Raw genomic sequence first — 26,966 nt, 5'->3', positions numbered from 1 at the left:
ACTGGAGGGGATTTGAAAGATGAGAAAAAAGTTTTTGACAGTCATTTTACTACTTTGTTTTGTACTTGGGAATTTAGGTCTGCCTTCTGCTTATGCCGCATACAAAGACATTCCATCAAATGCAAGTTACAAGCAGGCTGTAGAAAAGTTAAATAAGCTTGGAATTCTTGTTTACAAGGACTATTTCAAGCCAAATGCTGCTGTTCTGCGCGGTGAGTTTGCAGCTGCGATTGTAAAGATTTCAAACGCAGAGGACGAGGCAAATCTGCTTAAAGGATATTCGCAATATCCAGACATAAAGCCAAACACCAATCTTTGTGGGTATGTGAACTGGGCAGTAAAGAAAAAATACATGACACCAATGGCAGACGGCAAGTTTAATCCAAACGGCCCGCTTACCTTTGCCCAGGCAACAACTGCTATTGTGAGGATGCTTGGGTACTCTGACTCAGACCTTTCTGGCATCTGGCCACAAAACTACATTGACAAAGCATCTGAGCTTGGGCTTATAAAAGGAATAAACCTTTCTGCGTCGAAAAAGGTTCCGCGCTGGGCTCTTGCCTTGATGCTATCAAAGCTTCTTGACACTGAGGTCAAAACTGGTGGAAATCAAGCTCAATCTACCCAGTCAGCTTTAAGCGGAGTGTCAGCATCAAACCAAAGCAGCAACGGCACAAAATTTTCTGAGTATGTTGGGCTTTACAAATCGTATGTTGTGCTTGATACTGGCAAGACATCATCAAAGCTTCTTCCAAATGAGGTTTTGACAGACAGCGGAGTGCTTGTGAATGCAACAAAAACGCAACTTGAAGTTGGGAAAAAGTACATGCTTCAGGTCGATAGCAACAAAATCACAAAAGTGTTTGGCACAGAAAACTACTCTTTCCAGATTGTCAGCACAAAGGTTGATGGAAAGACTGTATATTACAAAGAAAGTGGAAAGACAAAATCAATAACTTTGCCATCTTCGGCAACATACTATTACAATGGCTCAAAACAAAGCTACGATGCAATTGAAAATGTTCTAAAACCAAACCAGAAAATAAGCTTTATCTATTCTGAAGATAGAAGCAAAGTAGACTTTGTTGTAATTTCCGACATATATGCACAAGAGGTTTATGGAAACTACGATGAGGTTTTGATTTTGGCAACCCCAAAAACATCATCGGCACTGGATGCAAACCAGGTTCAGACAGACAAGGGAATATATTTTGTTGCATCTTCGATAAAACCTGAAAACCTTGAAATTGGAGCAAAATATGGAGTGTATATAAAAGATGATACAATTACAAAAGCTTTGCAAAAAGTGTGGGTATCCGACAAGTTTACAATCAAAAATATAGATGATTACACACTTGATGTTGATCAAAACGGCAAGACACAGAAGATTCAGCTAACAAGCAAACCTGTGTATTACTATCAAGGCACAAAACAGAGCTATGAAAATCTGCCAAACATTTTAAAAGAAGACCAGATACTTTATGTATCAAAAGACACTGACACAGGCAAGGTTATGGCATACGTTATTCAAGACCCATACAGCACACAGTACGGCAACTATATTGAGGCAATAGTTTTGCAGGATGCACTTTTAAACTCAAGCCTTGAGAACAACCAGGTTATGACTGACAAAGGTATTTTTTACCTTCCATCTGCCGAGACAAAACTTGAAATAGGTGCAAAGTACGGACTTTATGTTAAAGATGATAAGATAACCCTTGTTGTGAAGAAGTTGAATAACACTGCGCGGTATGAAGTGACAGATGTTGTTAGCGATACTAACGTCAAGCTAAAAGGTACTCAGGGGCAGGAGAACATCATTCTACCTCAAAAGCCGGTTTATTATTACAATGGTACAAAAACAAACTATACTGAGCTTAAGAATGTACTAAAAGTGGGTCAGAAAATCTACTTTGGCTATGCAAAGGACGGCAAGACATATGAATATGTTGTAATTCAGGACCCATACTCTCTTGAGTACGGCACATATACAGAGGTCATAGTGATGGCAGATAGCATTTCGTCAAGCAAGCTTGCAACAAACGAGGTTCTGACTGACAAGGGCATATATGTTGTAAGCAGCAGTGCAGGAAAATTGACAGTTGGATCAAAGTATGGTGTGTACATCAAAAATGATACAATTACCAAGGTTGTGAAAAAGCTCAATAATAGCGAGTCAGCGGAGATCACTGCAGTTGTGAGCGATACAAACGTAAAAATCAAAAAAGGAAGCAGTGAAAACACCATGTTTCTTCCTCAAAAACCCACGTATTATTACAATGGAAATAAGCTTAGCTATGACCAGCTAAAGAGTATTCTCAAAACAGGTCAGAAAATCTATTTTGGCTACAACCAGGCAGGAAATTCGTATGAGTATGCAATCATCCAGGACCCATATTATGATGAGTATGGAACATACATGGAAGTCATTGTAATGGGCACAAGTAAGGTAACAAAAGGTCTTGCAGAAAATGAAGTTCTGACAGACAAGGGCATTTTGACCCTGCCGTCAAACCAGAACACAAGCTTAGAGCTTGGCGCAAAATACGGGCTTTATGTCGATTCAGATAACAATATAACGTTTATATACAAGAAGCTGAGCTCAACAGAAGGCATGACGGTATTATACGCACTTGGAAGCAAAGTAATGGTTGACAGGGGCGGAACACAGGTTGAGGTGACCTTGCCACAGAACATAACCTACTACTACAGCAGCACAAAGATTGACTACTCAGTGGCTGTGCAGAAAATGCAAAGAGCGACATCGCTTGTGTTTGGGATATCAACACAAAAGAAAGGGTACGACTACTGTGTGGTATTTGACCCGGTATACAGCAAACCATACCTTGCAAATGAGCAGACATACTTAACGCTAAAAGCAGGTGATCTGGATATAAGTGGTAGTAGCAAAGTTATAAAAGACGGGGATGTTGTGGACTACAGCTATATTCAGAAAAATGATGTTGTCTATGCTGTGACAGATATCTGGGGTGGTAATAAGTTCATACTTGTTGTAGATGACAGGGTTGAATGTTATATCAAGAGCTACCAGCCAACAAGGTTTACACCAAAGTCAATTGTTGTAAGTGCAGTAGACCTGACAACAGGAAAGCTTGTGGACAAGACATATGAGGTGAGTGAAGATTTTGACCCGTCTGTGCTTCTCTCTGACACCTTCAAAATTGGTCAGAGAGTGTACCTCATCTTAGGCTACGATGGCAAAGTTGTGAGCATGGTAAATCCGTAACTAAATTGAGAAACAGCTTTCAAAAGGCCGCCAATTCGATATCGAAGGCGGTCTTTTTTCTTAAGACAAAATAGAGAATTTGTGGTATAACTATAATTGAACAATAAAATCAGCTTAAAGCAAAAAATCTAAAAATTGAAAGGAACAAATGTTTTGAGCAAAAATTTGCCTCCTAAAGAACATGATTCCACATTTAAATTTTTATTTGAAGAGAAATAGGATATACTTCTTTTAGTAAAAGATATACTAAAGTACAAATGGGCAGAGATGATAGATGAAGATTCAATTGAGCTGGTAAAAACAAACTATGTAACACAGGATTTTATGCAGATAGAAGCTGATGTCATTGCAAAAGCAAGGTTGAGGGAACGGGAAGTGTATTTTTACATATTGATAGAGAATCAGTCTACAGTAAAAAGGGATATGCCACTTAGAATATTAAAATACATGATAAGCTTATGGGCGCAAGAGATAAGAAAAGGAGTAGAAGTTTTGCCCGCAATTATACCGATAGTTGTTTATAACGGAATTGACGAAAGATGGAATATATCAACAAACTTAATGGAGGCTTTTGATATATTCAGGATGATATATTTAAATACCGGGTAAGTTGATATTATAGAGCTTGATATGAAAAAGTTTTTGGAAAAACAAGAAGATGTCCTTGGTCCAATAGTATTCTATTTAGAGCAGGTAAGAGAAGATAAAAATGATCTTGTGAAGAGACTATACGAAATAGAAGCAAATTTAAAGAGTTTGAGCAGAAGAAATATTGACCGATTTTTAAACTGGGCACATTATATTATACGGCCAAGACTTGCAGAGGATCTCAAAGCAGAGTATGACAAAATAGTAGCAAGGATAAAAGAAGGAGGTGCAGGTAAAATGGGTGATTTTGTATCCAATGTTGCAAGGCTGCTTGATGAGACAAAGACAAAAGAGTTTAATATGGGAATTCAGCAGGGAATTCAGCAGGGGATTCAGCAAGGGATTCAGCAGGGGATATACAGAGCCAAGGTTGAAATGGCAAAAAAGCTTATTAAAAAAGGTTATAGCGATGATGAAATTGCAGAACTTACAGAGCTTGAAGTTGAAGAGATAAGAAAGCTTCGAAAAGAGATTGTTCCTTGATGGCCGCTTTGCCATCAAGGGTTTTATTTTTAACGTTACTTTGAAAATAACCTTTCTTGGAAAATCCATTGTCTTTTTGATTACTTTATCACGCTAAATATTTCATCAACATCTAAAACAAGGTTATCAAATACCTTTATGCTCATACCTTTTTTGTATTTATTTATAGAGCAATATTTCCCATTAATATTATTGCTGTAAACTTCTATACACTCATTTGAAATGTCAACTATCCAGTACTCAGATACTTGAAATTTTTCATACACAGACAGTTTAATTGTCTTGACTTTGTCAGTTTGAAGCTCAAAAAGCTTGGGAGGACTGGGATTGACAAAATATGGACCTCAATTTTGTCACTACATCATTTGCTAATACCAATAAATTCTAAGCCTTCCTCATATGTCATGAAGTTTTTTGGACCCTTTATCTTCATTACATTCAGTATATCTCCAGCTCCTCCCTCAATTCTTTGCTTTATCAAATATTTCTTCCCTTTTATCTCTATTTCAAAAAAGTTCATTGAATATATTGCTTCCATTATCCTTTCACTACTTATTCCTTTACCTTTTCTCCTCAAAATATATTCCAATGTCCTTTGCAGTAAAAATGCCAAAAAACATATCACAAAATGTCCTTTTATTCTGCTTTCTGTAAAGTGATATATCGGTCGCACTTCTAAACAGCTTTTCATTACTCTGAATGACTGTTCTATCTTCCATAAATCGTGATATGCTCCTAAAACCTCTTCTACATCCATATCCTTTTTGCTCGTTTGAATTGCATAATAACCGTCAAATTTCTCATCTCGTTTTATCGTTTCCTCATCCAATACATATTCTTCTGATTTTGATTTCTTCTTCAAATATTTCCTTGCACCTTTCTTTTCTAAGGCTGTTATACTTCCTTTGTTCTCTAAAAGCTCTTTGGCTTTTCTTACCAATCTCTCTCTGTCTTCTTTGTCTTTCTTGGCTCTCTTGCTTGAATACGTTATTATCAAATTCTCTTCTATTTTGAACTCTTTACCCTCTTCATCCTTGACAATATTTGTTCTTTCCAATACCTTATATTTGAATTCATCACCATAAATTTCTTCAGCATTCAAACATCTTTTGCCATCAAGTCTTTTATATCCTTCTTCATTAAAAACTTCATCTAAAATTTCTTTACTTGCATTCTTTAATCTGCTTGCTACTATATAGTCGTACCCAGCTTCTTTTATCATCTTTAAATTTATTCTGCTGTTAAGCCCTTTGTCTGCTACTATTATTATCTTATCTATACTAAATTTTTCCTTCAGCTTCCTCAGTATCTTTACCATCGTCTTGCTATCTATCGTATTACCAGGAAAAAGTTCATACCCTATCGGTCTGCCTTCTTTGTCCACCAAAAGCCCTAATACAACTTGCACTTCATTTACCTTGTTGTCTTTGCTAAACCCAAAATTTTTAAGTTCATCCGCTCTACAACTCTCAAAGTATATTGTCGTCACATCATAAAACACTACATCAACTACCATCTTAAATAAGTCTTTATTTCTCTGATACAGGTATGTCTCTAAATCTTCTTTTACACTGTCAAGAAAATCTAAACACCTGTACAATTGATTCAAATCTATATCCTCTTCAAATCCAAAATATTTGCTTCTCTGATGATAAGTTCTTAGTTTGCTCATTGGCTCTATCAATCTCTGTATGGTCATTAAAAAACTTACTTTGTCTACATCAAATTTTATCTTTCTCTCTTTTGCTGCTTTCCCTTTTAAAAACTTATCAATTTCAAGCTCCTGCCATAACTTTCTGTATACAATGTATCCCCAGTTTTTTACAACTGCATCCAAAATATCTTCTTCAGATTCAATAGTAACAGCTTTTGCATTCTCAGTAGTTGTTTCAGCGACAATATCAGATAGTTTTTTTACAATGTTTTTAAAAGCGGGGTCATCTTTGAGAATATCAAGTCTACCAAAGTTAAATAGTACTCTTTGCTTTACTTTACCATTTTCACGGTAATTTTCGACTAACCTAACATACTGATAACCGCCAGCATTAGTAATTTTGACAAACATATGGCAACTCCTTGAAGATAGTTTGTTATATTGTACCACAAAATATTTAAAAAGTCAAGCAAATTCAGTATATATTAAGCTAAAATTTGTCCCTACATTTTTTAAAATTTTTTATTTTTCTCTTCTTGAAACCCGCATAAATTAAGACTTTGTTATTTTTTGTTAGCTCAAAAACACCTCTTAACTGACAAAGTCAAGTTGGAAAATCCATTGTCTTTTTGATTACTTTATCACGCTAAATATTTCATCAACATCTAAAACAAGGTTATCAAATACCTTTATGCTCATACCTTTTTTGTATTTATTTATAGAGCAATATTTCCCATTAATATTATTGCTGTAAACTTCTATACACTCATTTGAAATGTCAACTATCCAGTACTCAGGTACTTGAAATTTTTCATACACAGACAGTTTAATTGTTCTGTCGCGGTGTTCTGTCGAATATGATAGTATTTCAACAATCAAGCGGGGAATTCCCTTGTATTTAGGTCCGTGGAAAAGTTTAGGGTTGCAGCATACCATTATATCTGGCTGAAATTCGTAAATTTCATTTTGATTTTCAAAGACAACAGCAATATCACTTGTGAAAACTTCACACATGCCACCAAACCCAAGATGATTAATAAACGCTGTTGCGATTTTGTTCTTTACTCTATCATGGTTTGGATGAGCAGGGGCCATAGAAAAGATAAAGCCATTGTCGTATTCAATTTTAAATCGGTTTTCCTCTTTTTGAAGAGTCAAAAATTCTTCGTAGGTGTAATACTCATATTTATTGGGGAAATTTATTTCCAACTTCTACCCACCTTTGCTCAGAACGCAGTGTTTCTCCTTTTTATGATTATACCACAAACTCCATATTCTTTACTACATTAGAAAAGAAATAATTTGTCAGGTTTTCGAAGAGTCCTTCTATATCAAAATCTTTATCTCTGGAAATATTTTAATTTGCTAAATAATTTGATGTAAACTTTAGTTTGCTGTAAATTTTGTGAAGTTGTAATGTCAAAAAAGCAGGGGAGTGTGGTATAATAAAATTGAAAACACAAACAAACTTTCCAATGCAGCTTAAAACTATCATTGTTCAATTTCAACTTATTTGAAGATGGGAGTAAATGAAAATGGAGCAAAAACCTCCTCACAGCCAGTACGATTTGACTTTCAAAAGGATATATTCAGTTTCAAAGAAGTGTTTTTGAACTTTCTAAAATCAACCATCAAAAGACCATGGGTTGATAAAATAGACCCGCAAAGCCTTGAATTCGTTGACAGAAGCTTTGTAAAAGATGAGTTTGTTGAAAAAGAGGTTGGATGAAGGTGGGTGATTTTGTATTTAATGTTCAGCGGCTGATGCAGGAGTATTACAGGGAAGCTGAGGAAAAAGGAAAAGAAAAAGGGTATGAGGAAGGAAGGCTTGAAGGAGAACTTGAAGCCACAATCAGAATAGCACGGAACATGATAGTAGCAGGAGCAGAAGACAGTTTTATTTCAAAGGTCACAGAACTTGACGTTGAGAAAATAAAAGAATTGAGACAAAACATGACAGATGAAGAATTTAGACAATTCTGACAAAAATTAGGGGCTATCTAAAAAATCTATGAAAAATCTAAAATTCAGCTTGTATGTCAAAAGGCGGGAGTGGGCGTTCTAAACGTCCACTTTTCTAGTTTTATCAAGCATACGTTTAATATCATATATCCCTTTGATTTCTCCTCTGCATTTAGTGTAAGCTTTTTATACCACTTTACTAATAATTTGCTAACTTTTTTGAGATACTTCCTCAAATTATCTTCTAACTCTGCTGTTTTTACAAAGAGAAATTGATGTTATTACAAAAGCACGGCTGAAAGAAAGGTATATTTCAGAAAATCAGTCAACAGTAAGGAAGGATATTCTGAGAACCTTTGTAAGCAAAGCGCAGAGGTTTTATTACAAAAGTATTAAAAAAGTATGTAAATTGTGTTTGCTGTTAGGAATAAAGAAAAAATTGCTAAACAATTTCCAACAAAGGTGATATAATATTTTCAAAAGATTATTTTCTTAAGTCTTTTAAAACATTTTTATAAGGAGAGAGAAAAGAGATGGGCAGAATATTTAAAAAATTAGTTGTTTTTTTCTTTTTGGTTTGCTTTACAATCAATATGGTTGCTTTTGCAGGCTTTGCAGCAAACACACAAGCTTATAACCAAGCAGCTCAGGTGCTAAAGCAAAAAGGGGTAATGATAGGAGATACTAAAGGAAATCTTAATCTTGACAAGCCACTCAAAAGGTCAGAGATTGCAAAGATGATGATAATTCTTCTTGGCAAAAAACCTTTGGCAGATTTTTATGCAAACAAGAAAAGATCTTCTTTTAAAGATGTCCCAGTATCACACTGGGCTTTAGGATATATTGAGGCAGCAAAGAATATAGGGCTTATAACAGGATATCCTGATGGAACATTTAGGCCTGACCAGTACTTAAAAGTGGAAGAACTCACTGCAATGGTTGTAAGGGCTCTGGGCGTTAAAGAAAATGAGCTAAAAGGGAAATATCCATTAAATTACATCAAAAAAGCCTATGATATAAACATTTACTTTGGAATTGAGGCTGAGATTGAGGTTGGGAAGCTTATTACACGCGGCCAGACAGCAGTTATTCTATACAATGCATTTTTGAATGAGTCGCTAAAAGAAGCAAAACCTGTTGCAATTGAAAGCATTGACAATACAACTGTAAAAGTCACCTTTGACAAGGAACTGAAAACACTTGACAAGTCTAACTTTGCGTTTGACAATGGACTGAACATCTTAGATGTCAAATTTGCCGACTCTACAAAGAAGGTTGTTGAAATAAAGACAGCTGCCCAGCAAGAAGGAAAAGAATACACATTTGTTTACAAAGGACAAGCAACCAGTTTGAAATTTACAGCTAAAGTCATTCCATTTGGCTTAGGTGAGGATATAAAGGTTGAAAGCCTCAAGAAGATAGACATAAAATTCACAAAAGCAATTTCTCAAAGCCAGATTGATTCGTTGCCAATTAAGGTGTATGTCAACGACAAAGAGGACCAAACAGCAAAATTTGCAGTATCACAAGATTTCAAGACACTGAGTATAATATTTCAAAACAAACTAAATCAAGGTGACAAAGTAAGAATTGTAATTACAAACCTTATGTCAGAAACTAGACAGAGCTTTAGCATTACAAAAGAGGTATCCTGCATTGATGCCACCCAGCCAAAAGTGGTTGATTTTAAAGTTATTAACAGCAAAAAGTTTAAAGTAATATTCAATGAGCCAATTGATAGCAGTTCAAATGGAAGTTTTAAGATCTGCGATGTATCTTCTGTAGGTGCAACAATAAAAGTTGATGGAAACTACCTTTATGCAAAGGTTACACCAAAGTATGAAGAGAACGCAATTGAGATTGAAAACTACACACCGCTTGCAGATGGCAGCCACACAATTGAAATTGCTGATGCCAAAGACTTTGCAGGTTATAGGATTGTATACTATAAAACAACCTTCACAACAACCCTTGACAGAACACCACCAAGGCATGTTGCTTTGAACTTTGTTGCAAACAATAGGCTCCAGCTTGTATTTGATGAGGAGATAAGAACAATTGATGGCAGCACTCCAACTGGAGAGTATGAAGTGTATCAGGCATCAGACAACACAAACCATGCAATTGGTGCAAAAGTGAAATTGCTGCCAGATGGCAAGACAGTTGACATTGAACTTGCCTCCGCTTTGAAACTTGATGTCAGAGCGCTTGTGTCTTTTGAGATAAGGTACAGAAATGTTGAGGATCTTCTTGGAAACAAAGATACAAACTGGATAGTGGTTTCTTCAAAAGCAAACGATGATACAACAAAACCCACTGTGAAGTCTGTTGAGGTTTTAGAAGGGAATGTTATAAAAGTTACATTTTCAGAGAGTGTCAATGCGCAGGACAGAGTATCTTCGTTCAAGCTTCTGTCCTCTGATGGACAAACAATTTTAGATCAGGTTGCAAAAAGTGTTCAGAGGCTAAAAGAAAATGACTATTCAACATATTTGGTTGAATTCAGCTCTCTTGAAAAAGTAAACGGTGGGACATATACTTTAAAAATCAGTGGCATTCCAGATGTGTCTGTAAGGGAAAATATAATGGATGACGCTGCTTTATCTTTTGCTGCAAAGGATACATTGCCGCCAACAATTACAGCAGCAATCGCAAAATATGACCCTGCCTCTGACAATGATAAAATAGACATCTTCTTCTCAGAGGCAATGGATGTTGATAAATTAAAAAACCTCAGCAGTTACTTTATAGGCAATAACACAGCTACAATTCCGCTTTCAAGCGTAAAGGGTGCAAAGATTGACTATATATCACCTTCGGCAAACAGGGTAACATTTATTGTTCCTGGTGCTGATGACAAAACACCCGGAAAGTGGTCTGTATCAGGTGGGGCGGTTGACAAGCTTGCAGCACCTACTTTAACTGATGCAGCAGGAAATTTTTTGGCAAATGCTACAATTGCAATGCCGTATTCAATTCTTGCCAACTTCAAAGGTATATCACCGCAGGACATTGAGGTTTTAGCAATTGGCAGAAACACAATCCAGATAAAGGCACTAAATGACTATATATTTGCATCATTTGACCCAGCTTCGATAATGTTCAGAAATGCCCAAAGCACAACCAGCCTCAATGGCAATCCTGATAACGACAAAATTGTAAGTCTTGGAATTGTAAGCTATGTAATTAGTCCTGATAAAAAGGTAGTGACACTAAAAACAGCTGCTTTGTTAACATCTGATGCTAAAGCTGATACAAATGATACAGGTCAGGAACCTGAAGATCTAAAAATCTATACAACAGGTTCAGGTATAAAAGACCAGTTTGACCAGGTGCTGAATATTCCGCCTACATTGGATGTAAACTTTTATCCGAATATAAAACTGCAGGACAAAATTTCACCCCAGCAGCTTTCTGTGTCTGTTGGCACAGGGCAAAACTCTGATACCATAGTTGTTGCGTTTGATGAGCCTGTTACAACTTTGCCCGGTATAAACAATACCATCTTGGCAGCAGGCATTGAGCTAAAAGATGGAACTGCGACGCTTTTGCCCGATATTGACTATACAGCTTACACTCAAAATGGAGTTCTTTATATAAAAGTCAAAAAGCCAGGAGTTGTTGACAGATCGATTTCTGTTGAGATAAAACGACCTGATTTGATTATAGACTACAATGGAAATCCAGTGGTTGCTGCAAAAGCTCAAGTTATCGACCATGTAACAGAGAGGACATCACCTGATGTGTCGGCTGAGTTTTCCACAACTGATACAAGAAAGGTAAAACTTACATTTACAGAACCAATGGACCCAGCAACATTGGTCCCTCAGAACTTCTCATGCGTTGCAGGCGGGAATATAATAAGCTTTGTAAAATCTTCTGACAATAAAGCTGTTGAAATAACATTTACAAACCCACTGCCAGCAGGAAGTATTGTAAACATATCACCAAACGTCAAGGATTTGGCAGGAAACTCTGTTTTAACACAGGCTGTGAAGAAGTAAGCATCTCAAGAAGTAGAGAAGTGGAAGGTTTTTAAGATGGAAAAAGAAAAGAATAATGAGTCTGCAAAGAAAAAGAGAGATAGAAGGAGAGAAAGAGCATTAAAGCTAATAGAAGAGTTAGCTGGAATAGCGAAAGACGTAGCTATTGATCCTGACAGAGTTAGAGAAGAAAGGATATTAGAAAGATACCACAAATGTGATAAAATATAAATTAAATAAAAGCGGGGGCTGGTCTACAGCCTCCTAATTTTTATTTTTGAATTCAAAAAGGAGTGATTTTTACCATGCTTCTCAAAAAAATCTTCAAGTTTGATGCAGCGCACAACCTCACAAAGTACCATGGAAAGTGCGAAAAGTTGCACGGACACACGTACAAGCTTGTTGTCACAGTCAAAGGAAAATTAGATGAGCAAGACATGGTAATAGATTTTGCCTTGCTCAAAGACATTGTCCAAAAAGAAGTCATAGATATTTTGGACCATGCGTATTTGAATGACATAATTGAAAACCCAACAGCAGAAAACATTGCAAAGTGGATTTGGCAAAGGCTCTACGATAAAATTAAAGCGAAAAATTGTACCCTTTATGAGGTTGAAGTCTGGGAAACAGAAGACAGTGGCGCAGTCTACAGGGGTGAAGATGATGATTGATGTTCAGAGCCAGAAAGACCTTCGAGGAATCGCCATTCAAAAAGTTGGAATAAAGGACTTAAATTGGCCAATTGTTGTGATGGACAGGGCAAACAAGACTCAAACAACCATCGCAAAAATCACAGCAGCAGCAGAGCTAAAAGGTGACATGAGAGGCACTCACATGTCCCGCTTTATTGAGGCAATAGATGAGCTAAATGTGGTAGGCCCGAAAGAAATAGAAAGGCTTCTTGACAGAATAAAGGAAAAGCTTGACTCTCAAAAAGCCTATGTTCGTTTTGATTTTCCATATTTTATAAACAAAAGAACACCTGTAACCGAGACGCTTGCACCTTTAAAAGTTGACTGCTACTTTGAAGCAGAAAAAGGCGAAAAGTTTGATTTAAAGGTAGGTGTAATTGTTCCTGTCCACACACTTTGCCCGTGCTCAAAAGAGATTTCTGAGTACGGTGCACACAACCAAAGATCATATGTGACAATTGAAGTGAGAATGAGACGTTTTATGTGGATTGAAGAGCTTGTTGAAATAGCAGAATCTTCTGCTTCATGCCCGCTGTATTCTATCTTAAAAAGACCTGATGAAAAATGGGTTACAGAACGTGCTTACCAGAACCCGAGGTTTGTTGAAGACCTTTTGCGTGAAGTTGTTGTCAAAATCAGCGGTGACAAGCGAATCAAGTGGTACAAGGTTTTTGTTGAGAGCATAGAGAGTATTCATAACCACAACGCATTTGCATATATTGAAGGGGAGAATACAAAATGATACAATTAAAGTAATAAATCGGCTTTTGAAAAAGCGAGGGAAGGTTTTCAAAACCGCAAAATTATGAAAAAGATAAAGATATACACAAGAAGGCTGGGAATCAGCATTGCAGTTTTAGTATTTGGAATCTTATTTCTCATTCTCTTAATAAGAAGCCTGACAGTAAAAAATGTTCCACCACAGGAAGACAATATAAGCTTTATCAAAAATCTCTTTGGTCTTAAAAATGCTCAGCTTGTTGAAAGTGATATCAAGCTTGAAAAGCTTCCTGATGAGACTTTTATGTACAAGTACCTTTTTGAAGATGGCAAGTCAAAGTATGAAATCTATATGAAAGAGAACCAATCAGTGGTTTACTTTAAAAAATATGTACCATCAGATGTTGTGAACAAATTCTCATTTGGTGATGTAAAATCAAAAGCGTTCAAGCTTCTGTACAAGTTTGCACCGTACACAAAAGGAAATGTTGAGCTTTATGTCACCCAAACCAAAGACAAATACATCTGCAACTTCTACCGTGTTGAAGGGGACAAAAAGGTGCTGTCAAATGAAGCAGTGATTGTTTTGAATAAAGACAATGGAGAACTTTTAGAGTTTGACATAAACTGGTTTTCAAGTATAAACTTTAAATCTGGCAGCAAAAAAGGAGATGAGGAGAATAAAATTTTAAAAAGTATAAAGGTTGTACCAGCAATCAGCAGCGATTCTTTTTTGAAATATACAACATTAAATAATGTACTTTCCTTAAAGGACCTCTACTTTGATTATGTAGAAGGAAAAGTCTTCCCAGAGATCAATTTAAACCCAAATAAATTTAATCTCCAAGAGTACAACAATTACGTAGATTATGCTCAAAAGAAGGCATCAGTTGAGTATGTTAAGCTAAAATTTGGCAAGATTTTAAACATGCTATCGTCTCAGCAAAGAAGATTGCCATTTTCATTATCTGAATTCAAAATTGAGCCATCTGGTGGATATTCGTACAAAAAAGATAGTTTATATGGCAAGGTAGAGATATCAGCTGATAAGTTTGGAAACATCCTCAAGATGACAGCAAACCTCAAAGCATCTGGCAATATCAAGAAGGTAGAAACTAAGGTTTTGAACGACAGGGCGGAGCAGCTCATGCAAACTCTTTTGGGAAAGTTTGTCACTGCTAAATCCTATATTTTTGACAATGAAAATGAACATGCTGTTTCATACAAATTCTATATTGGTGGGGCTTTTGTTATGGCAGGAAAACTAAATATCAGCTTTGACAAGCTTTCAGGCGAGGTCACCACAGTTGATTTTGATTTGGGATTGAAGCCAGAATTCATGGAAAAGGCAAAAGAAGTAAAGGATACAGCTGAGTACCTAAAACTTGTAAAGTCCAGCGGGTTTGAAGAGGTGTATGTATTGACAAAAGACTATGGCAAGGTGTATCTTTTTGAAAAGAGTGTAGATGCACACTTGGCGCTAAAGCCAAAGTTTGACCTGACATATCTTATGAATGCAACAAAGTAAGATAAAATAGAAAAGGATGAGGTACATAGATGGACATACTTATTAAAAATGCAAAGATTTTTACAATGGATGAAAAAGGGATAATCGAAAAAGGAGATATATTAATTAAAGATGGTAAAATACATAAAATTGATGAGAAAATCACAGCAAATGGTGCAGAGGTTATAGATGCAACTGGAAAACTTGTCTTTCCGGGCTTTATAGATGCACACTCTCACATTGGTATGTGGGAAGACTCTGTTGGCTTTGAAGGAGCAGATGGCAATGAAGACTCAGACCCTGTCACACCACATCTTCGCGCAATTGATGCTATAAATCCATTTGACAGAAGTTTTGAAGAGGCGATAGCAGGCGGGGTTACATGCGTTGCAACAGGTCCTGGGAGTGCAAATGTCATTGGCGGCCAGTTTTGTGTTATAAAAACATATGGCAAAAGAGTTGACAAGATGGTTATAAAAGAGCCGGCTGCGATGAAGGTTGCGTTTGGTGAAAATCCAAAAAGTGTTTACCATGAAAAGAATCAAGCACCTAAGACACGCATGGCAACAGCTGCAATCTTAAGAGAAGCTCTTTTTAAAGCTAAAGAGTACTTAAACAAAAAGCTTGAAGCAGAAAAAGACGAGGAAAAAGACCCACCAGAGTTTGATATGAAAAGCGAAAGTTTGATTAAGGTATTGAATAAAGAGATTCCGCTCAAGGCACATGCGCACAGGGCAGATGATATCTTTACAGCTATCAGGATTGCAAAAGAATTTGATGTTAACCTGACTTTGGACCATGTGACAGATGGGTATTTGATTGTGGATGAGTTGAAAGAAGAGAACATCCCATGCATTGTTGGGCCAAACCTTACAGACAGGTCAAAGGTTGAGCTTAAAAACCTTGACTTTAAAAACCCCGGAATATTAGCTAAAAACGGCATTCTTGTTGCTATCATGACAGACCATCCTGTAATTCCGCAAAAGTACCTGACACTTTGCGCAGCGCTTGCTTGCAAAAGTGGAATGGACGAGTTGGAAGCTTTAAAGGCAATTACAATAAACCCTGCAAAGATTTTAGGGGTTGACAGCAGGGTAGGAAGCATAAAAGAGGGCAAGGATGCAGATATTGTTATTTATAGCGGCCATCCATTTGAGCTTTTCTCTGAGGTGGAATATGTACTTATAAACGGACAAGTTGTTTATAAGAGAAAATAATATTTTGAGTATAATGGCAACAAAAATTTCCAAAGGATGTAAATGACTATGAAAGAACTAATTTCATACTCATATGATGAGACAATTTCAATTGGCTATAAAATAGGCGAAAACCTTTTTAAAGGTGCAATTGTGACGTTGCAAGGTGATCTTGGCAGTGGTAAGACTGCTCTGGTAAGAGGTATTGCAAGGGCTTTTTCGATAGACGATATTTCCAGCCCAACCTTTACTATATTTCACATTTACGAAGGAAAATTGCCGGTATATCATTTTGACATATACAGAATAGAAGAGGATGAACTTGAGGATATAGGCTATGAAGAGTATTTTTATAATGATGGGGTAACTTTAATAGAGTGGGCAGACAAACTAAAAAGACTTTATCCAAAAGAGTGTCTTAGAATTGTCATTGAAAAGCTTGATAGCAATGTTCGAAAAATTATTTTAGAAGGTATAGGAGACAGATACAAAAGGATAGAGGATGTGGTTGAAAAGGATGAAGATTTTGGGGATTGAGACATCGGGCAAGGTTGCAAGTGCCTGTATACTTGACGGTGAGAAGATTGTCTCAGAGATAACTCTTAACACAAAGCTTGTTCACTCTGTTATGTTAATTGACTTAATTGACATGGCACTCAAAAATGCTTCAATTGACATCTCTGACATAGACCTGTTTGCGGCCTCAGTAGGCCCTGGTTCTTTTACAGGGCTCAGAATCGGTGTTTCAACCATAAAAGGGTTTTGTTTTGCTCTAAACAAACCTTGCATTGGTGTAAACACTTTAGAAGCACTTTGTTACAACTTTTATTCATCATCAGATTTTTTGATGCCGATTTTGGATGCAAAGTCTCAGAAAGTATTTGCAGGGGTTTTCAGGTTTGAAGCTGGAGAGCTTGTGACTTATGAAGAAACCTCAGTTTATGATATTGATAGAGCAAAAGAAATGGCCGAAAAATACAACCCTATTCTTCTTGGCGAGGGGTTAGATGTATATGACTTTTCATCTTTTAGATTAGCGCCAAAGTTTTTGCAGTATCAAAGAGCTTCAAATGTGGCAATTGTAGCAAAAAAACTTGCAGAAAAAGGCAAGTTACTTTCTCACTTTGAACTTGTCCCGCTGTACCTCAAAAAATCGTATGCAGAAGGGAAATGAGAATGACCCAAAAAGGTATTATCAGAGGGATGACAAAGGAAGATGTTGACAGTGTTTATGAGATAGAAAAGCTTTCTTTTTCTGTGCCGTGGAGCAAAGAAAGTTTTTTAGCAGAAATCGAAAATGATTATGCTATCTATTTTGTATACGAAGAGGACTCAAAAGTGTGGGGCTTTGCCGGCATGCACCATATAGTTGATGAAGGACACATTACAAACGTTGCAGTGCACCCGGAAAAGCGAAGGCAGGGCATTGGCAAAGCACTCCTTTGTGCCCTGATCTCGTATGCAAAAGAAAATGGTTTAATTGGCCTTACACTTGAGGTAAGAAGCAAAAACATCCCTGCAATTTCGCTTTACAAAAGCTTTGGATTCAAAGAGGCAGGCCTTCGCAAAAACTACTATACAAATCCACCTGATGATGCCATAATTATGTGGCTTTATTTTAAAAATAGCAGTTAGAATCTACCAAGAAGCTTCACTCCTGTTGTGTAGATTAAATTTGCAAATGTTGTTGTGTCGTTTTTAAGCCTTTCCCACTCTTCAGGCGTGTACACTATAATGTCAACATCTCTTGAGTAGTCTAAATTTAGTAGCATTTCTTGAACAAGCTTTCTTTTATCAGATGTATCTATAATCAAGCAAAGGTCAATATCACTGTTTTTTCTTACTTTTAAAATCTCTTTGCAAGCTCCAAAAACTCTTCCTTCGGCATAGGCTTTCCAAAAAGATACCCTTGCCCAAAGTCGCAGGAAAAGATCTTTAAAAGTTCTGCCTGTCTTTCATCTTCTATTCCTTCTGCTACAACTTTCAGATCTAAAATATGAGAAAGGTCAATCAGGCTTTTTGCCATCTTTTGCTCTTTTTGGTCATATGTCATGTTTTGTATAAAGCTTCTATCAATCTTGACAATGTCAATTGGAAGCTGCTTTAGATAGTTCAAAGATAAATAACCTGTTCCAAAATCGTCAAGCAAGATCTTTATACCTCTTTCTTTCCGGCTCACACCTTTATTCTTTTCTTTCATTTTTTTACTCCACTAATTTACTTTACATTTTACATAACCTTTAAGAATATTTGTACCCGGTTTGTAGAAATAATTAACATTAAAATTTTAAAGTTATTGACATATGCCAAAAATGAATATAAAATATGAAAGAACAAGAAAACTTTATGATAAGGAGAGGTTTTAAGTTGAGAGAAAATGTAATGCACCCAATTCCCAAAAATGAATTTACTGATGTTAAAAAGATTTACGCAATTGTCAGTGGCAAAGGCGGAGTTGGGAAAAGCCTTGTTACATCTCTTTTGGCGGTGGGACTGAGAAGAGAAGGGTTTGATGTAGGGGTATTTGATGCTGATATTACAGGTCCTTCTATTCCAAAGATTTTTGGTGTAACTGGCGCAAAGATTGATTCTGACTCTAAAGCAATTTATCCTGTGAGGACTCATAATGATATAAGAATAATGTCAATGAATCTGCTTTTAAATAAAGAGGATGCTCCTGTTATTTGGAGAGGACCGCTCATTGCAAAAACAATAGAACAGTTTTGGACAGAAGTTGGCTGGGGTGTACTGGACTATCTTCTTATTGACATGCCACCTGGTACGGGTGATGTTGTTCTCACAGTTTTTCAGTCGATTCCAATTGACGGAATAATAATTGTAACATCTCCTCAAGACCTTGTATCTTTAATAGTCAAAAAAGCCTATAACATGGCAAAACAGATGGATATACCAATTGTAGGAATTGTAGAGAATATGAGCTATGCAATATGTCCTCATTGCGGAAAAGAAATTGATATCTTTGGCAAAAGCAAGCTGGAGAGCATAGCCCAGCAGTTAGATTTAAAAATTTTAGGCAGGGTCCCAATAGACCCGGAACTTACTAAACTTTGTGATGAAGGTGAAATTGAAAGGGCAAAGAATTTGTACCTGGATTCTTGTATAGAGGTCTTAAAGAAAGAAATTGCAGAAGAATAAAAGGGCTTTTAGGTAGCTTTTTGTTTTAAAAACTTGAGTGCTTTTTAAGCGTCGAAACTATTTATCTTGGCTGATCAGTGCCCGTGTGAAAAAACAAGGGTAAAATTTTTTCAAAAAAGTTATTGACATATGCCAAAAACATAGTATAATTATAATTAGCATATGCCAATAATAAAAATAAAAATGGTTTTGGAGGTGAAAAATGATGCCTTGGGGTTTTGGACCTGCATGGGCAGGAAGAGGATTTGCAAGAGGCTTTGGAAGAGGTTTTGGCGGCGGTTTTGGTTTTGGCAGAGGTCTTGGAATTTGCAAATGGCTGTATTTGAGCACTTCAAGTGACGTTCCTTTTGCTAAAGAAGCTTTGGAGTATGAAAAGCAGATTTTAGAGCAAAGGTTAAAACTAATTGACAGGCTTCTTTCAAAAGAACAAAAACAAGAGTAAAAGCTAAAATTGCTTTGAAGGGGGGCTTTCAAAAAAGTAAATTCTCGTGCCCCCCTAAAATAGCTTTTTAGGTGTAGATTGAAAAAGAATGAGCTTCAGTTTCAAAATATGGTGAAATGATATGGTGGTGTATAAAAAGAGGGTTTTAAGAAATAATCAAATATGTGAAATGATACTTGACAATTTAAAAGAAAGTAGCAACATTGCAAAAAAAGAAGACCTGGTTAAAAAACTAATGAGCTTTGCAAGTTTGAGCACTATCTATAGAGGTATAACCAGATTAGAGAAAAAAGGATTAATAGTAGCATTTGATGTAGCCAATGATAAATACATTGCCTGTATCGGTGACAGGTCCAATAAGATCTTGAATTTAACCTTCTTTGTATGTGATATATGTAATCAGAGATTCTGGCTAAAACTGGGCAACAAAAAGCTTGAGAAGATTAAAAGAGAGATAAAAAAATTGTATAATTTTGATTCAAAATTTGTATTGTACGAATTTCACGGGGTTTGCAAAAATTGCTTGCTGTCCAAAAGTTCAAATCCATTGAGTTTAAAAAAGGAGGAGATAAACAATGAAAATAGCAGTTATGCTAATAGGTGACAAAATAAGCCCCCATTTTGGTGGCAGCGAAAAAGTTTGCATATATACAGTTGAAAATGGTGCTATTGTAAATAAGGAATATTTTGACATGCCAGAGCACAGGGCTGGGCTTTTTGCAAAGTTTATAAAACAAAAAGGAGCAGATGTTGTAATTGCAGGCTCAATTGGCGAGAGGGCAAGATATATATTCGATAGTCTTGGCATTAAGTATTTCATCGGTGTTTTAGGTTCTCCAGATGAAGCAGTTGAAAAGCTATTAAAAGGTGAGCTAAAATCAAATGAAGCACTTGCAAATGAGATCCATGAGCATGAAGAGGGACTGCATCATCATTCACATGGACATTCACTCCATAATAAAATCTAAATACTGGAAAGTATAAATTTGATTTTTTGAATATAGAGATTTGAGTAGCCTTGCTTTTTTGATGTGTGTTATAATCTAATTTAGAAAAACAATGTTGAAATAACCAGTATTGAGGGGCAGGGTTAAGATCCTGCCTTTTTGTTCATAATAATTTGAGAAAAGGAGGCATTTGACTTGCCACGACCAATAAGATGCAGAAGAGTAGAATTTCTGCCAAGGTTCAATTACTTTTCACCAAAAGAAGGTTCAAATGATGAAGTGGTTTTAAAAGTAGAGGAGCTTGAAGCAATAAGACTTAAAGACTTAGAAGGGCTCATGCAGGAAGAATGTGCACAAAAAATGCAGGTTTCTCGTCAGACGTTTCAGCTCATATTAGAAGAGGCGAGAAAAAAAATTGCCGATGCTTTGGTCAACGGCAAAGCTATCAGAATTGAAGGTGGTAACTACGTTTTTGGGAATTGCAAGTATACTTGCTTAAATTGCGGTAAAGTTTTTGAATCAGAAAAGGATGAGTGTCCAGAATGCCACTCTTCTCATGTTGTATGTCACAGAGGGAAAGGAAGAGGACACTGCTTCAGGCACCACGGAGGATGGTGATGATAAGCAAAGAGAGCTGATAGTATTTTTTAGTAGTTGGGTATAATAAAACCGAAAGACAAATTATTTTTTAAATAATTCCTACTTGACATATAGAAATAGTAGAGTATAATAAAATTGTATTGGCAAATGCTAAAAAAGAGGGTGTTACATGTGGAGAAAAAAACTTTGAATGTAACAGGTATGACATGTGCTTCGTGTGCAAGGGCGATTGAAAAAAGTGTTAGCAAAGTAGAAGGAGTAAGTAATGCGTCGGTTAACTTTGCCACTGAGAAACTTATTGTTGAGTTTGATGAGAGCAAAGCCAGCATTGAAAAGATCAAAGAAGCTGTTGAAAGAGCTGGATATGGTGTTTTGGATGATGTTGAGGAAACTATTAGAGAAGTAACCATTCCTATTTCAGGCATGACATGTGCTTCATGTGCAAGAGCAATCGAAAAATCAATTTCAAAACTCAGTGGAATAAAAGATGTAAGTGTTAACCTTGCAAGTGAAAAAGCAAGAGTTGTGTATGATTCATCTCAGGTAAGACTGTCTGAAATAAAAAATGCGATAATAAAAGCCGGATATACGCCACTTGAGATTGAGAAGACATCCTATGAAGATTTGCATCAAGAGCGAAAACAAAAGGAGATAAATAGTCTTTTTAAGAAGGTTTGTCATTGCAAGTGTATTTGCAGTTCCACTTTTATTGATTGCTATGGCACATGTGGTGGGAGTTTCGCTGCCAGAGATAATTCTGCCAGAAAAACATCCTTTGAATTTTGCGCTTGTACAGGCAATATTGGAAATTCCAATTGTCATTGCAGGATATAAGTTCTACACGGTAGGCTTTAGCAGGCTTTTAAAGCTGCAGCCCAACATGGACTCATTAATTGCAGTTGGGACAGGAGCTGCTTTTTTTTATGGTCTTTTTGCTATATACCAAATTGCAATGGGTAACTACCAGTATGTAAAGGAGATGTATTTTGAGACTGCAGGTGTAATTATAGCCCTTGTCTTACTTGGCAAATACTTAGAAGCAGTTTCTAAAGGTAAAGCTTCTGAGGCTATAAAAAAATTAATGGAGCTTGCGCCAAAGACTGCAACAGTTATTCAAGGGGGAAATGAAATAGTTATTCCAATAGAAGAAGTTGAAGTCGGGGATATAATTTTAGTGAGACCGGGTGAAAAGATTCCCGTTGATGGGGAAGTAATTGAAGGTAGAAGCTTTGTTGATGAGTCAATGCTAACAGGGGAGAGCATCCCTGTTGAAAAAACACCTGGCAGCAAGGTTATTGGCGCTACAATAAACAAAAATGGTACGCTAAAGATAAAAGCTACAAAGGTTGGCAAGAATACAGTCATTGCACAGATTATCAAGCTGGTTGAGGACGCTCAAAGCGCTAAAGCACCAATCGCAAGGTTGGCAGATGTAATCTCAGGGTATTTTGTACCAGTTGTTATTCTCATTGCTACAATCTCAGCCCTTGCGTGGTACTTTGTTGACAATTCATTTATTTTCGCTTTGAGAATATTTATTACCGTCTTAGTTATCGCATGCCCGTGCGCTTTGGGTCTTGCAACACCAACTGCTATCATGGTTGGTACAGGAAAAGGTGCAGAACATGGGATTTTGATAAAAAGTGGTGAGGCGTTAGAAATCTTGCACAAGATCACAACAGTTGTCTTCGACAAAACAGGAACAATCACTGAAGGAAAACCAAAAGTGACTGACATAATTCCGGCAAATGGGTGGGAAAGCGAAAGACTGTTGCAAATAGTAGCGTCAGCAGAAAGGCTCTCTGAACATCCTTTAGGTGAAGCAATAGTTGCTGCAGCAAAGGAAAAGAATCTGCAACTTTTTGAAGCAAGTCAGTTTGAAGCAATTTCAGGGCATGGAATAGAGGCAGTGGTAGATGGGCAAACAATTCTTGTTGGTAATGAAAAACTTATGAAAGATAAAGGGATTGAGATAGATTTCTTACTTGATGTAGAAAAGCTTTCACAGCAGGCAAAGACACCTATGTTTGTAGCGCAGAATGGAAAGTTTGCTGGCATAATAGCAGTATCAGATGTGGTAAAGCCAGATGCTAAGCGGGCAATTGAGCTTTTGCATAAAATGGGTATTAACGTTGCAATGATTACAGGGGATAATAGAAAAACAGCAAAAGCAATTGCAAAGCAGGTTGGAATAGATAGGGTTTTAACGGAGGTCTTGCCACAGGACAAGGCAAATGAAGTGAAAAAACTTCAGGGAGAAGGTAAAAAGTTTCGATGGTGGGCGATGGGATAAACGACGCACCAGCTTTAGCTCAAGCTGATGTTGGTATAGCAATTGGGTCTGGAACAGATGTTGCAGCAGAAGCTGCTGATGTGGTTCTTATGAGAAATGATATATTGGACGTTGTAATGCAATACTGCTTAGCAAAAAGACAATACAGAACATCAAACAGAATCTATTCTGGGCATTTTTCTACAACGCATTGGGCATTCCGATTGCGGCAGGGGTTTTACACATATTTGGTGGACCACTTTTGAATCCAATTATAGCGGCTTTTGCTATGGCGTTTTCTTCAGTCTCTGTGGTTTCAAACGCTCTGAGGCTAAAAAGATTTTAAGCCTGTAAATTAATATTTATATAAAAAATTAAAAGAAAGGATGGGTTTTGAAATGACAAAGAAAATTTATATTGAAGGCATGACTTGCGAACACTGCGTAAGAAGAGTGGAAAACAGCCTAAAAGCCATAGAAGGTGTAAGCTCTGTTAAGGTTGATCTGCAAGGAGGCGTTGCAACCATTGAGCTAAGTAAAGATGTAAAAGATGAAGAGTTTGGTCGAGCAATTGATGATGCAGGGTATGAGGTTGTGAGAATTGAATAGGAATATATTGTAAAAATAAAAACAGGGCTGGGTAATCAAATCCTCATGGTATTACCCAGCTCTAAATTTTTCTCTTTTTAATGGAGCCTTCTTTTATATTACTAACAAAATAACATAAAAGGTTGTCAATAAAACCAGACCTATAGGAAAACCAAATTTAACCCATTCTTTGCTCTTTATTTCGAGTTTATTTGCCGCAATAATATTTGGAATGTTTCCTTGAATGAGCATTCCACCACTTGCTAAGAGACTGATAAGAATAGCAGTTACTTGGCTTGAGGTAAGTTTTGGGCTGATTATAGCAGCTGCAACTGTTGCATTATCTAAAACGGCAGATATAGTATTAAGCCAAAATAATAACTTGTCACCAAGCTTTACAATGTATTTGTCTATAAACGGTTTAAATCCATTTCCTAAGATCTCTAATGCCACTATAAACAAAAATATTTACCTGCTCTTATCACTACATCTTTGTGTGTTTCAACTTCTTTTATGTGCTGTTCTTCTATTTCAAAATACTTTCTTTCTTCTTCAGACATCTCTTCTTTTCTGTAAAAGAATTTCTTTTCTCTTTTAGCAATAAAGCTTCCAAGTAAAGCCATGACAAGTATCACAGGTATAATATAGTGACCCACAAGACGAAGGAGATAAGCAAAATCTTCTTTCAATATACTTACAACAATAGTAGAAAGAGGCTCGCCAATTGGTGTTAGCGCAGCGCCAAAGCCAATTGTGTAGCACCCAGCAATTGCAACTTTTGATTTTGATGAATGTTTCAAAGGTAGCAGATGTAATATTTCTACCATTATCAGTGTTGCAACAATAGCAGTAATTACGCTTGAGAAAAGTCCCAAGATTAACAAAACCAAAAATATAAAGATTTCAAGGTTTATCTTGCTAAGTAAAAGGTTAATAGCATTTTTAAGCTTGTTAACCGAGAGATTAAAGAGAAAGCCCATTATTAAAACTACTGCAGTGACAACATAGAGAAGATAATTTGAGAGAATATGTCCAATCAAATGCGCAGATAAAGTTTTTGAAACGATTGTTGCCAAAATTCCCATGAAAAAAAAGAAAAATTTCTAAATTGTGCTCCACCTTTTTAAACACGAATGGCAAAATGAAAACAAGAGCTAAGATTAATATCAGCAAAAAGTCCATGTCATCACTCCTCATTAAAAATTTTGCTTGAAATCTCATTCCAAAACAGTTCAAAATCACTAAGATTGTTTTGGAGGATTTCATATAAAGTTTGGTTGTCTACCTCAAGATACAAATGAACTATTCTGTTTCTAAATTTCACCATTCGGATTAATTTTTCTGCTAAATTAGTTGAAATATAACTATTTTCAAGCAAAATTTTGATGGTATCAGAATAACTTGAAGGCTTACCTAATTTTTTTCTTGAAACGATATGATTGCATATATCAATAATAGCTTCAATTGATGTTTGTAATAGATACTTACAACTTGTGATATTCCTAAAATCAGCAATGAAATCTTGGTAACTTAATTTTTTGAGCTGTTCAAGTTTTGATAAACATTCTCTGATATATTTCATTTTCAAGGAAATTTTATCTAAGTCAAGGTTGTTTTGCATGATTACTCGACTCCTTTGATAGTGAAGCTTTAAAATCTTCCCAAAAAGCCTTGTAGAAATATTCATGGTCTTGATATAGGTCTAAAACCTGCTCTTCAAAATCTGCAACTTTTTTAAAATCTCTTTCAAAAATTTGTCTTCCTTCACTGATTGTTTTGAACTGCAAAGTAAGTGGTGCCTTATTTAAGTTGACAATGTCAACCATATCAGTTTCAAGTATTTCACAAATTTTAATTTCAATGTCAATCTCTTCGAAAATGCTCATATCTTTGTCAAATAGAATTGCCAAATCTATGTCACTGTCTTCTGTTTGAAATTCAGTTCCATATGAGCCTATTATCCATACACCCAGTATTTCAGGTGTTGAGCTAAAATATTCAATTAGTTTTGGCAATTTTGATTCTACGTCCAACACAGAAAACACCAGCCTCTTTAGAAACTCTAATTAATCTTATCATGAAACAAATTGAAAAATCAACAATATTATGTTCAGTTTGATTTTCAGTTGTTTATGTTGTTACAAAGCTAATGGATGTGGTATAATTAAAATAACAGAGATGGCTATAAGCTTTTAGAGGTGTAAATAGAGGATTTCAAAGAAAAAATTTAAGTTATCATAGTGCAGATAATAGTATAGCAGGAAATGAAAGTAAAGATAGAACTCATTGAAAATATACCTGTTACTTTTTATGCTCCTGAATTGAAAAAAGAGTTAGATGAATGGGCAGAGACCGCTGAAATTTGCCTCGATGATGAACTTATGAATAGATTAAAAGAAGCAGAAAATGAATTTAAAACAGGTGGCAGCGTTAGATGGGAACATCCGACAAATTCAATATAATATTTTCTAAAGAAGCATATAAGTATTTGCAGAAATTGCCGCAAAATATTAGGCTCTCTTTCTTCTCCCAAAATTACAAGACTACATGGGAAGTTAGAAGGTTTTTACAGATACAAAGAAGGTGATCTCAGGATAATATATAGTTTAGAGAAAGATAGACTTATAATTTATGTCTATGATATTGGACCAAGAGGAGACATATATAAATAAGTTTTTGTACCAGAAAAAATAAAGTAAAGATAGTCTTGTACTCCTTTTGAAAAGCTGAATTCCCAAGTGAACCTTGGGATACGGGGGACCCAATTTTTCTTGGGGTGAATCAGAAGCCAAAAGCTTCTGTAGGGCTAACCCTTTCGGCCCGAACCCGTCAGCTAACCTCGGAAGCTTTGAAAGGGGAGGCAAAAGGAG

The 26,966-nt window shown here is 36.2% G+C and carries 24 protein-coding genes, 5 pseudogenes and 1 riboswitch; of the genes and pseudogenes, 21 read left to right on the top strand and 8 right to left on the bottom strand.

Translation table 11 applies throughout. The annotated features are described in order from the left end of the window. Positions 1-19 precede the first annotated feature (19 nt). Together OTJ99_RS11455 and OTJ99_RS11450 are read left to right on the top strand one after the other, a co-directional pair. A complete protein-coding gene (locus OTJ99_RS11455) occupies positions 20-3,247 on the top strand; it encodes an S-layer homology domain-containing protein (protein ID WP_045166146.1) in 3,228 nt (1,075 codons plus the stop codon). Positions 3,248-3,400: 153 nt separating this feature from the next. Next, positions 3,401-4,378, top strand: a pseudogene (locus OTJ99_RS11450) (Rpn family recombination-promoting nuclease/putative transposase). An 80-nt stretch (positions 4,379-4,458) separates the two neighbouring features. Here OTJ99_RS11450 and OTJ99_RS11445 read toward each other — a convergent pair. The 3 genes from OTJ99_RS11445 to OTJ99_RS11435 all read right to left on the bottom strand — a co-directional run bounded on the left by OTJ99_RS11445 (position 4,459) and on the right by OTJ99_RS11435 (position 7,241). Further along, positions 4,459-4,656, bottom strand: coding sequence for a PDDEXK family nuclease (locus tag OTJ99_RS11445; protein WP_268748534.1), 198 nt, complete (start codon positions 4,654-4,656; stop codon positions 4,459-4,461). 83 nt (positions 4,657-4,739) lie between these two features. After that, the gene (locus OTJ99_RS11440; RefSeq protein ID WP_045166147.1) at positions 4,740-6,443 is read right to left on the bottom strand and encodes an IS1634 family transposase; all 1,704 of its coding nucleotides are present in this window, start codon (positions 6,441-6,443) and stop codon (positions 4,740-4,742) included. A gap of 222 nt (positions 6,444-6,665) precedes the next feature. Next, positions 6,666-7,241 (bottom strand): Uma2 family endonuclease, encoded by a 576-nt coding sequence (locus OTJ99_RS11435; protein ID WP_045166148.1) that lies wholly within the window; start codon positions 7,239-7,241, stop codon positions 6,666-6,668. A gap of 326 nt (positions 7,242-7,567) precedes the next feature. Here OTJ99_RS11435 and OTJ99_RS11430 point away from each other — a divergent pair. The 10 genes and pseudogenes from OTJ99_RS11430 (at position 7,568) to rimI (ending at position 17,727) form a co-directional block, all read left to right on the top strand. Next, a pseudogene (locus OTJ99_RS11430) lies at positions 7,568-8,015 on the top strand (hypothetical protein). 512 nt (positions 8,016-8,527) lie between these two features. After that, the gene (locus tag OTJ99_RS11425; RefSeq protein WP_045166149.1) at positions 8,528-11,998 is read left to right on the top strand and encodes an Ig-like domain-containing protein; all 3,471 of its coding nucleotides are present in this window, start codon (positions 8,528-8,530) and stop codon (positions 11,996-11,998) included. Between the two features lie 36 nt (positions 11,999-12,034). Continuing rightward, positions 12,035-12,208 (top strand): hypothetical protein, encoded by a 174-nt coding sequence (locus OTJ99_RS11420; protein WP_157841373.1) that lies wholly within the window; start codon positions 12,035-12,037, stop codon positions 12,206-12,208. Between the two features lie 74 nt (positions 12,209-12,282). Next, entirely contained in the window at positions 12,283-12,648 is a 366-nt protein-coding gene (gene queD, locus OTJ99_RS11415; RefSeq protein WP_045166150.1) for a 6-carboxytetrahydropterin synthase QueD, read from the top strand. Then, entirely contained in the window at positions 12,641-13,411 is a 771-nt protein-coding gene (gene folE2, locus OTJ99_RS11410) for a GTP cyclohydrolase FolE2 (RefSeq protein ID WP_045166151.1), read from the top strand. Before queD ends, folE2 begins: the two co-directional genes overlap by 8 nt. 63 nt (positions 13,412-13,474) lie before the next feature. Next, a complete protein-coding gene (locus OTJ99_RS11405) occupies positions 13,475-14,917 on the top strand; it encodes a hypothetical protein (RefSeq protein ID WP_045166152.1) in 1,443 nt (480 codons plus the stop codon). Between the two features lie 29 nt (positions 14,918-14,946). After that, positions 14,947-16,113, top strand: coding sequence for an amidohydrolase (locus OTJ99_RS11400; RefSeq protein WP_045166153.1), 1,167 nt, complete (start codon positions 14,947-14,949; stop codon positions 16,111-16,113). A gap of 48 nt (positions 16,114-16,161) precedes the next feature. After that, positions 16,162-16,629, top strand: a complete 468-nt coding sequence (gene tsaE / locus OTJ99_RS11395; RefSeq protein ID WP_045166154.1) for a tRNA (adenosine(37)-N6)-threonylcarbamoyltransferase complex ATPase subunit type 1 TsaE — start codon at positions 16,162-16,164, stop codon at positions 16,627-16,629. Further along, positions 16,610-17,266 (top strand): tRNA (adenosine(37)-N6)-threonylcarbamoyltransferase complex dimerization subunit type 1 TsaB, encoded by a 657-nt coding sequence (gene tsaB, locus OTJ99_RS11390; protein WP_045166155.1) that lies wholly within the window; start codon positions 16,610-16,612, stop codon positions 17,264-17,266. The genes tsaE and tsaB overlap by 20 nt, the downstream gene beginning before the upstream one ends. Before the next feature lie 2 nt (positions 17,267-17,268). Beyond that, positions 17,269-17,727 carry a ribosomal protein S18-alanine N-acetyltransferase gene (rimI, locus tag OTJ99_RS11385; protein WP_045166156.1) on the top strand — a complete coding sequence of 153 codons (459 nt, stop codon included), beginning with the start codon at positions 17,269-17,271 and terminating at the stop codon, positions 17,725-17,727. Here the strand turns inward: rimI and OTJ99_RS11380 are convergent. Continuing rightward, a complete protein-coding gene (locus OTJ99_RS11380; RefSeq protein ID WP_235374931.1) occupies positions 17,724-17,906 on the bottom strand; it encodes a hypothetical protein in 183 nt (60 codons plus the stop codon). The two genes, rimI and OTJ99_RS11380, sit on opposite strands and share 4 nt — an antisense overlap. A gap of 32 nt (positions 17,907-17,938) precedes the next feature. Continuing rightward, positions 17,939-18,262 (bottom strand): annotated as a pseudogene (locus OTJ99_RS11375) (EAL domain-containing protein); the annotation flags it as partial. 197 nt (positions 18,263-18,459) lie between these two features. Here OTJ99_RS11375 and OTJ99_RS11370 point away from each other — a divergent pair. From OTJ99_RS11370 to OTJ99_RS11340, 7 genes and pseudogenes are all read left to right on the top strand, one after another. Then, entirely contained in the window at positions 18,460-19,248 is a 789-nt protein-coding gene (locus OTJ99_RS11370) for an Mrp/NBP35 family ATP-binding protein (RefSeq protein WP_045166159.1), read from the top strand. A gap of 205 nt (positions 19,249-19,453) precedes the next feature. Then, a complete protein-coding gene (locus tag OTJ99_RS11365) occupies positions 19,454-19,690 on the top strand; it encodes a DUF5320 family protein (protein ID WP_045166160.1) in 237 nt (78 codons plus the stop codon). 121 nt (positions 19,691-19,811) lie between these two features. Continuing rightward, positions 19,812-20,294, top strand: coding sequence for a hypothetical protein (locus OTJ99_RS11360; protein ID WP_045166161.1), 483 nt, complete (start codon positions 19,812-19,814; stop codon positions 20,292-20,294). Next, complete coding sequence (locus OTJ99_RS11355; RefSeq protein ID WP_045166162.1) at positions 20,266-20,658, top strand: NifB/NifX family molybdenum-iron cluster-binding protein; 393 nt, start codon at positions 20,266-20,268, stop codon at positions 20,656-20,658. Before OTJ99_RS11360 ends, OTJ99_RS11355 begins: the two co-directional genes overlap by 29 nt. A gap of 174 nt (positions 20,659-20,832) precedes the next feature. Continuing rightward, positions 20,833-21,255 (top strand): DUF134 domain-containing protein, encoded by a 423-nt coding sequence (locus tag OTJ99_RS11350; RefSeq protein ID WP_045166163.1) that lies wholly within the window; start codon positions 20,833-20,835, stop codon positions 21,253-21,255. Positions 21,256-21,408: 153 nt separating this feature from the next. Then, positions 21,409-23,855, top strand: a pseudogene (locus tag OTJ99_RS11345) (heavy metal translocating P-type ATPase). A 52-nt stretch (positions 23,856-23,907) separates the two neighbouring features. Next, positions 23,908-24,117 carry a heavy-metal-associated domain-containing protein gene (locus tag OTJ99_RS11340; RefSeq protein WP_045166164.1) on the top strand — a complete coding sequence of 70 codons (210 nt, stop codon included), beginning with the start codon at positions 23,908-23,910 and terminating at the stop codon, positions 24,115-24,117. Positions 24,118-24,210: 93 nt separating this feature from the next. On the opposite strand, the pseudogene OTJ99_RS11335 reads toward OTJ99_RS11340, so the two are convergent. From OTJ99_RS11335 to mntA, 3 genes and pseudogenes are all read right to left on the bottom strand, one after another. Next, positions 24,211-25,278 (bottom strand): annotated as a pseudogene (locus OTJ99_RS11335) (DUF1646 family protein). Between the two features lie 4 nt (positions 25,279-25,282). Further along, positions 25,283-25,717: a type VII toxin-antitoxin system HepT family RNase toxin gene (hepT, locus tag OTJ99_RS11330; protein ID WP_045166165.1), complete on the bottom strand. Its 435-nt coding sequence runs from the start codon at positions 25,715-25,717 to the stop codon at positions 25,283-25,285. Next, on the bottom strand, positions 25,701-26,132 hold the full coding sequence (mntA, locus tag OTJ99_RS11325; protein ID WP_045166166.1) for a type VII toxin-antitoxin system MntA family adenylyltransferase antitoxin: 432 nt from the start codon (positions 26,130-26,132) through the stop codon (positions 25,701-25,703). Before mntA ends, hepT begins: the two co-directional genes overlap by 17 nt. Before the next feature lie 228 nt (positions 26,133-26,360). Here mntA and OTJ99_RS11320 point away from each other — a divergent pair, with 228 nt between their 5' ends. Both OTJ99_RS11320 and OTJ99_RS11315 read left to right on the top strand, forming a co-directional pair. After that, positions 26,361-26,558: a hypothetical protein gene (locus OTJ99_RS11320; RefSeq protein WP_045166167.1), complete on the top strand. Its 198-nt coding sequence runs from the start codon at positions 26,361-26,363 to the stop codon at positions 26,556-26,558. An 18-nt stretch (positions 26,559-26,576) separates the two neighbouring features. Continuing rightward, positions 26,577-26,768, top strand: coding sequence for a type II toxin-antitoxin system RelE family toxin (locus tag OTJ99_RS11315; protein WP_307735279.1), 192 nt, complete (start codon positions 26,577-26,579; stop codon positions 26,766-26,768). Positions 26,769-26,810: 42 nt separating this feature from the next. After that, positions 26,811-26,959: riboswitch (cyclic di-AMP (ydaO/yuaA leader) on the top strand. Positions 26,960-26,966: the final 7 nt, after the last annotated feature.

The sequence above is a fragment of the Caldicellulosiruptor naganoensis genome (assembly GCF_026914285.1).
GTDB classification, from domain to species: Bacteria; Bacillota; Thermoanaerobacteria; order Caldicellulosiruptorales; family Caldicellulosiruptoraceae; genus Caldicellulosiruptor; species Caldicellulosiruptor naganoensis.
Note: the sequence above shows the minus strand (reverse complement) of the source record. Positions and strands in the feature narration are given on the sequence as shown.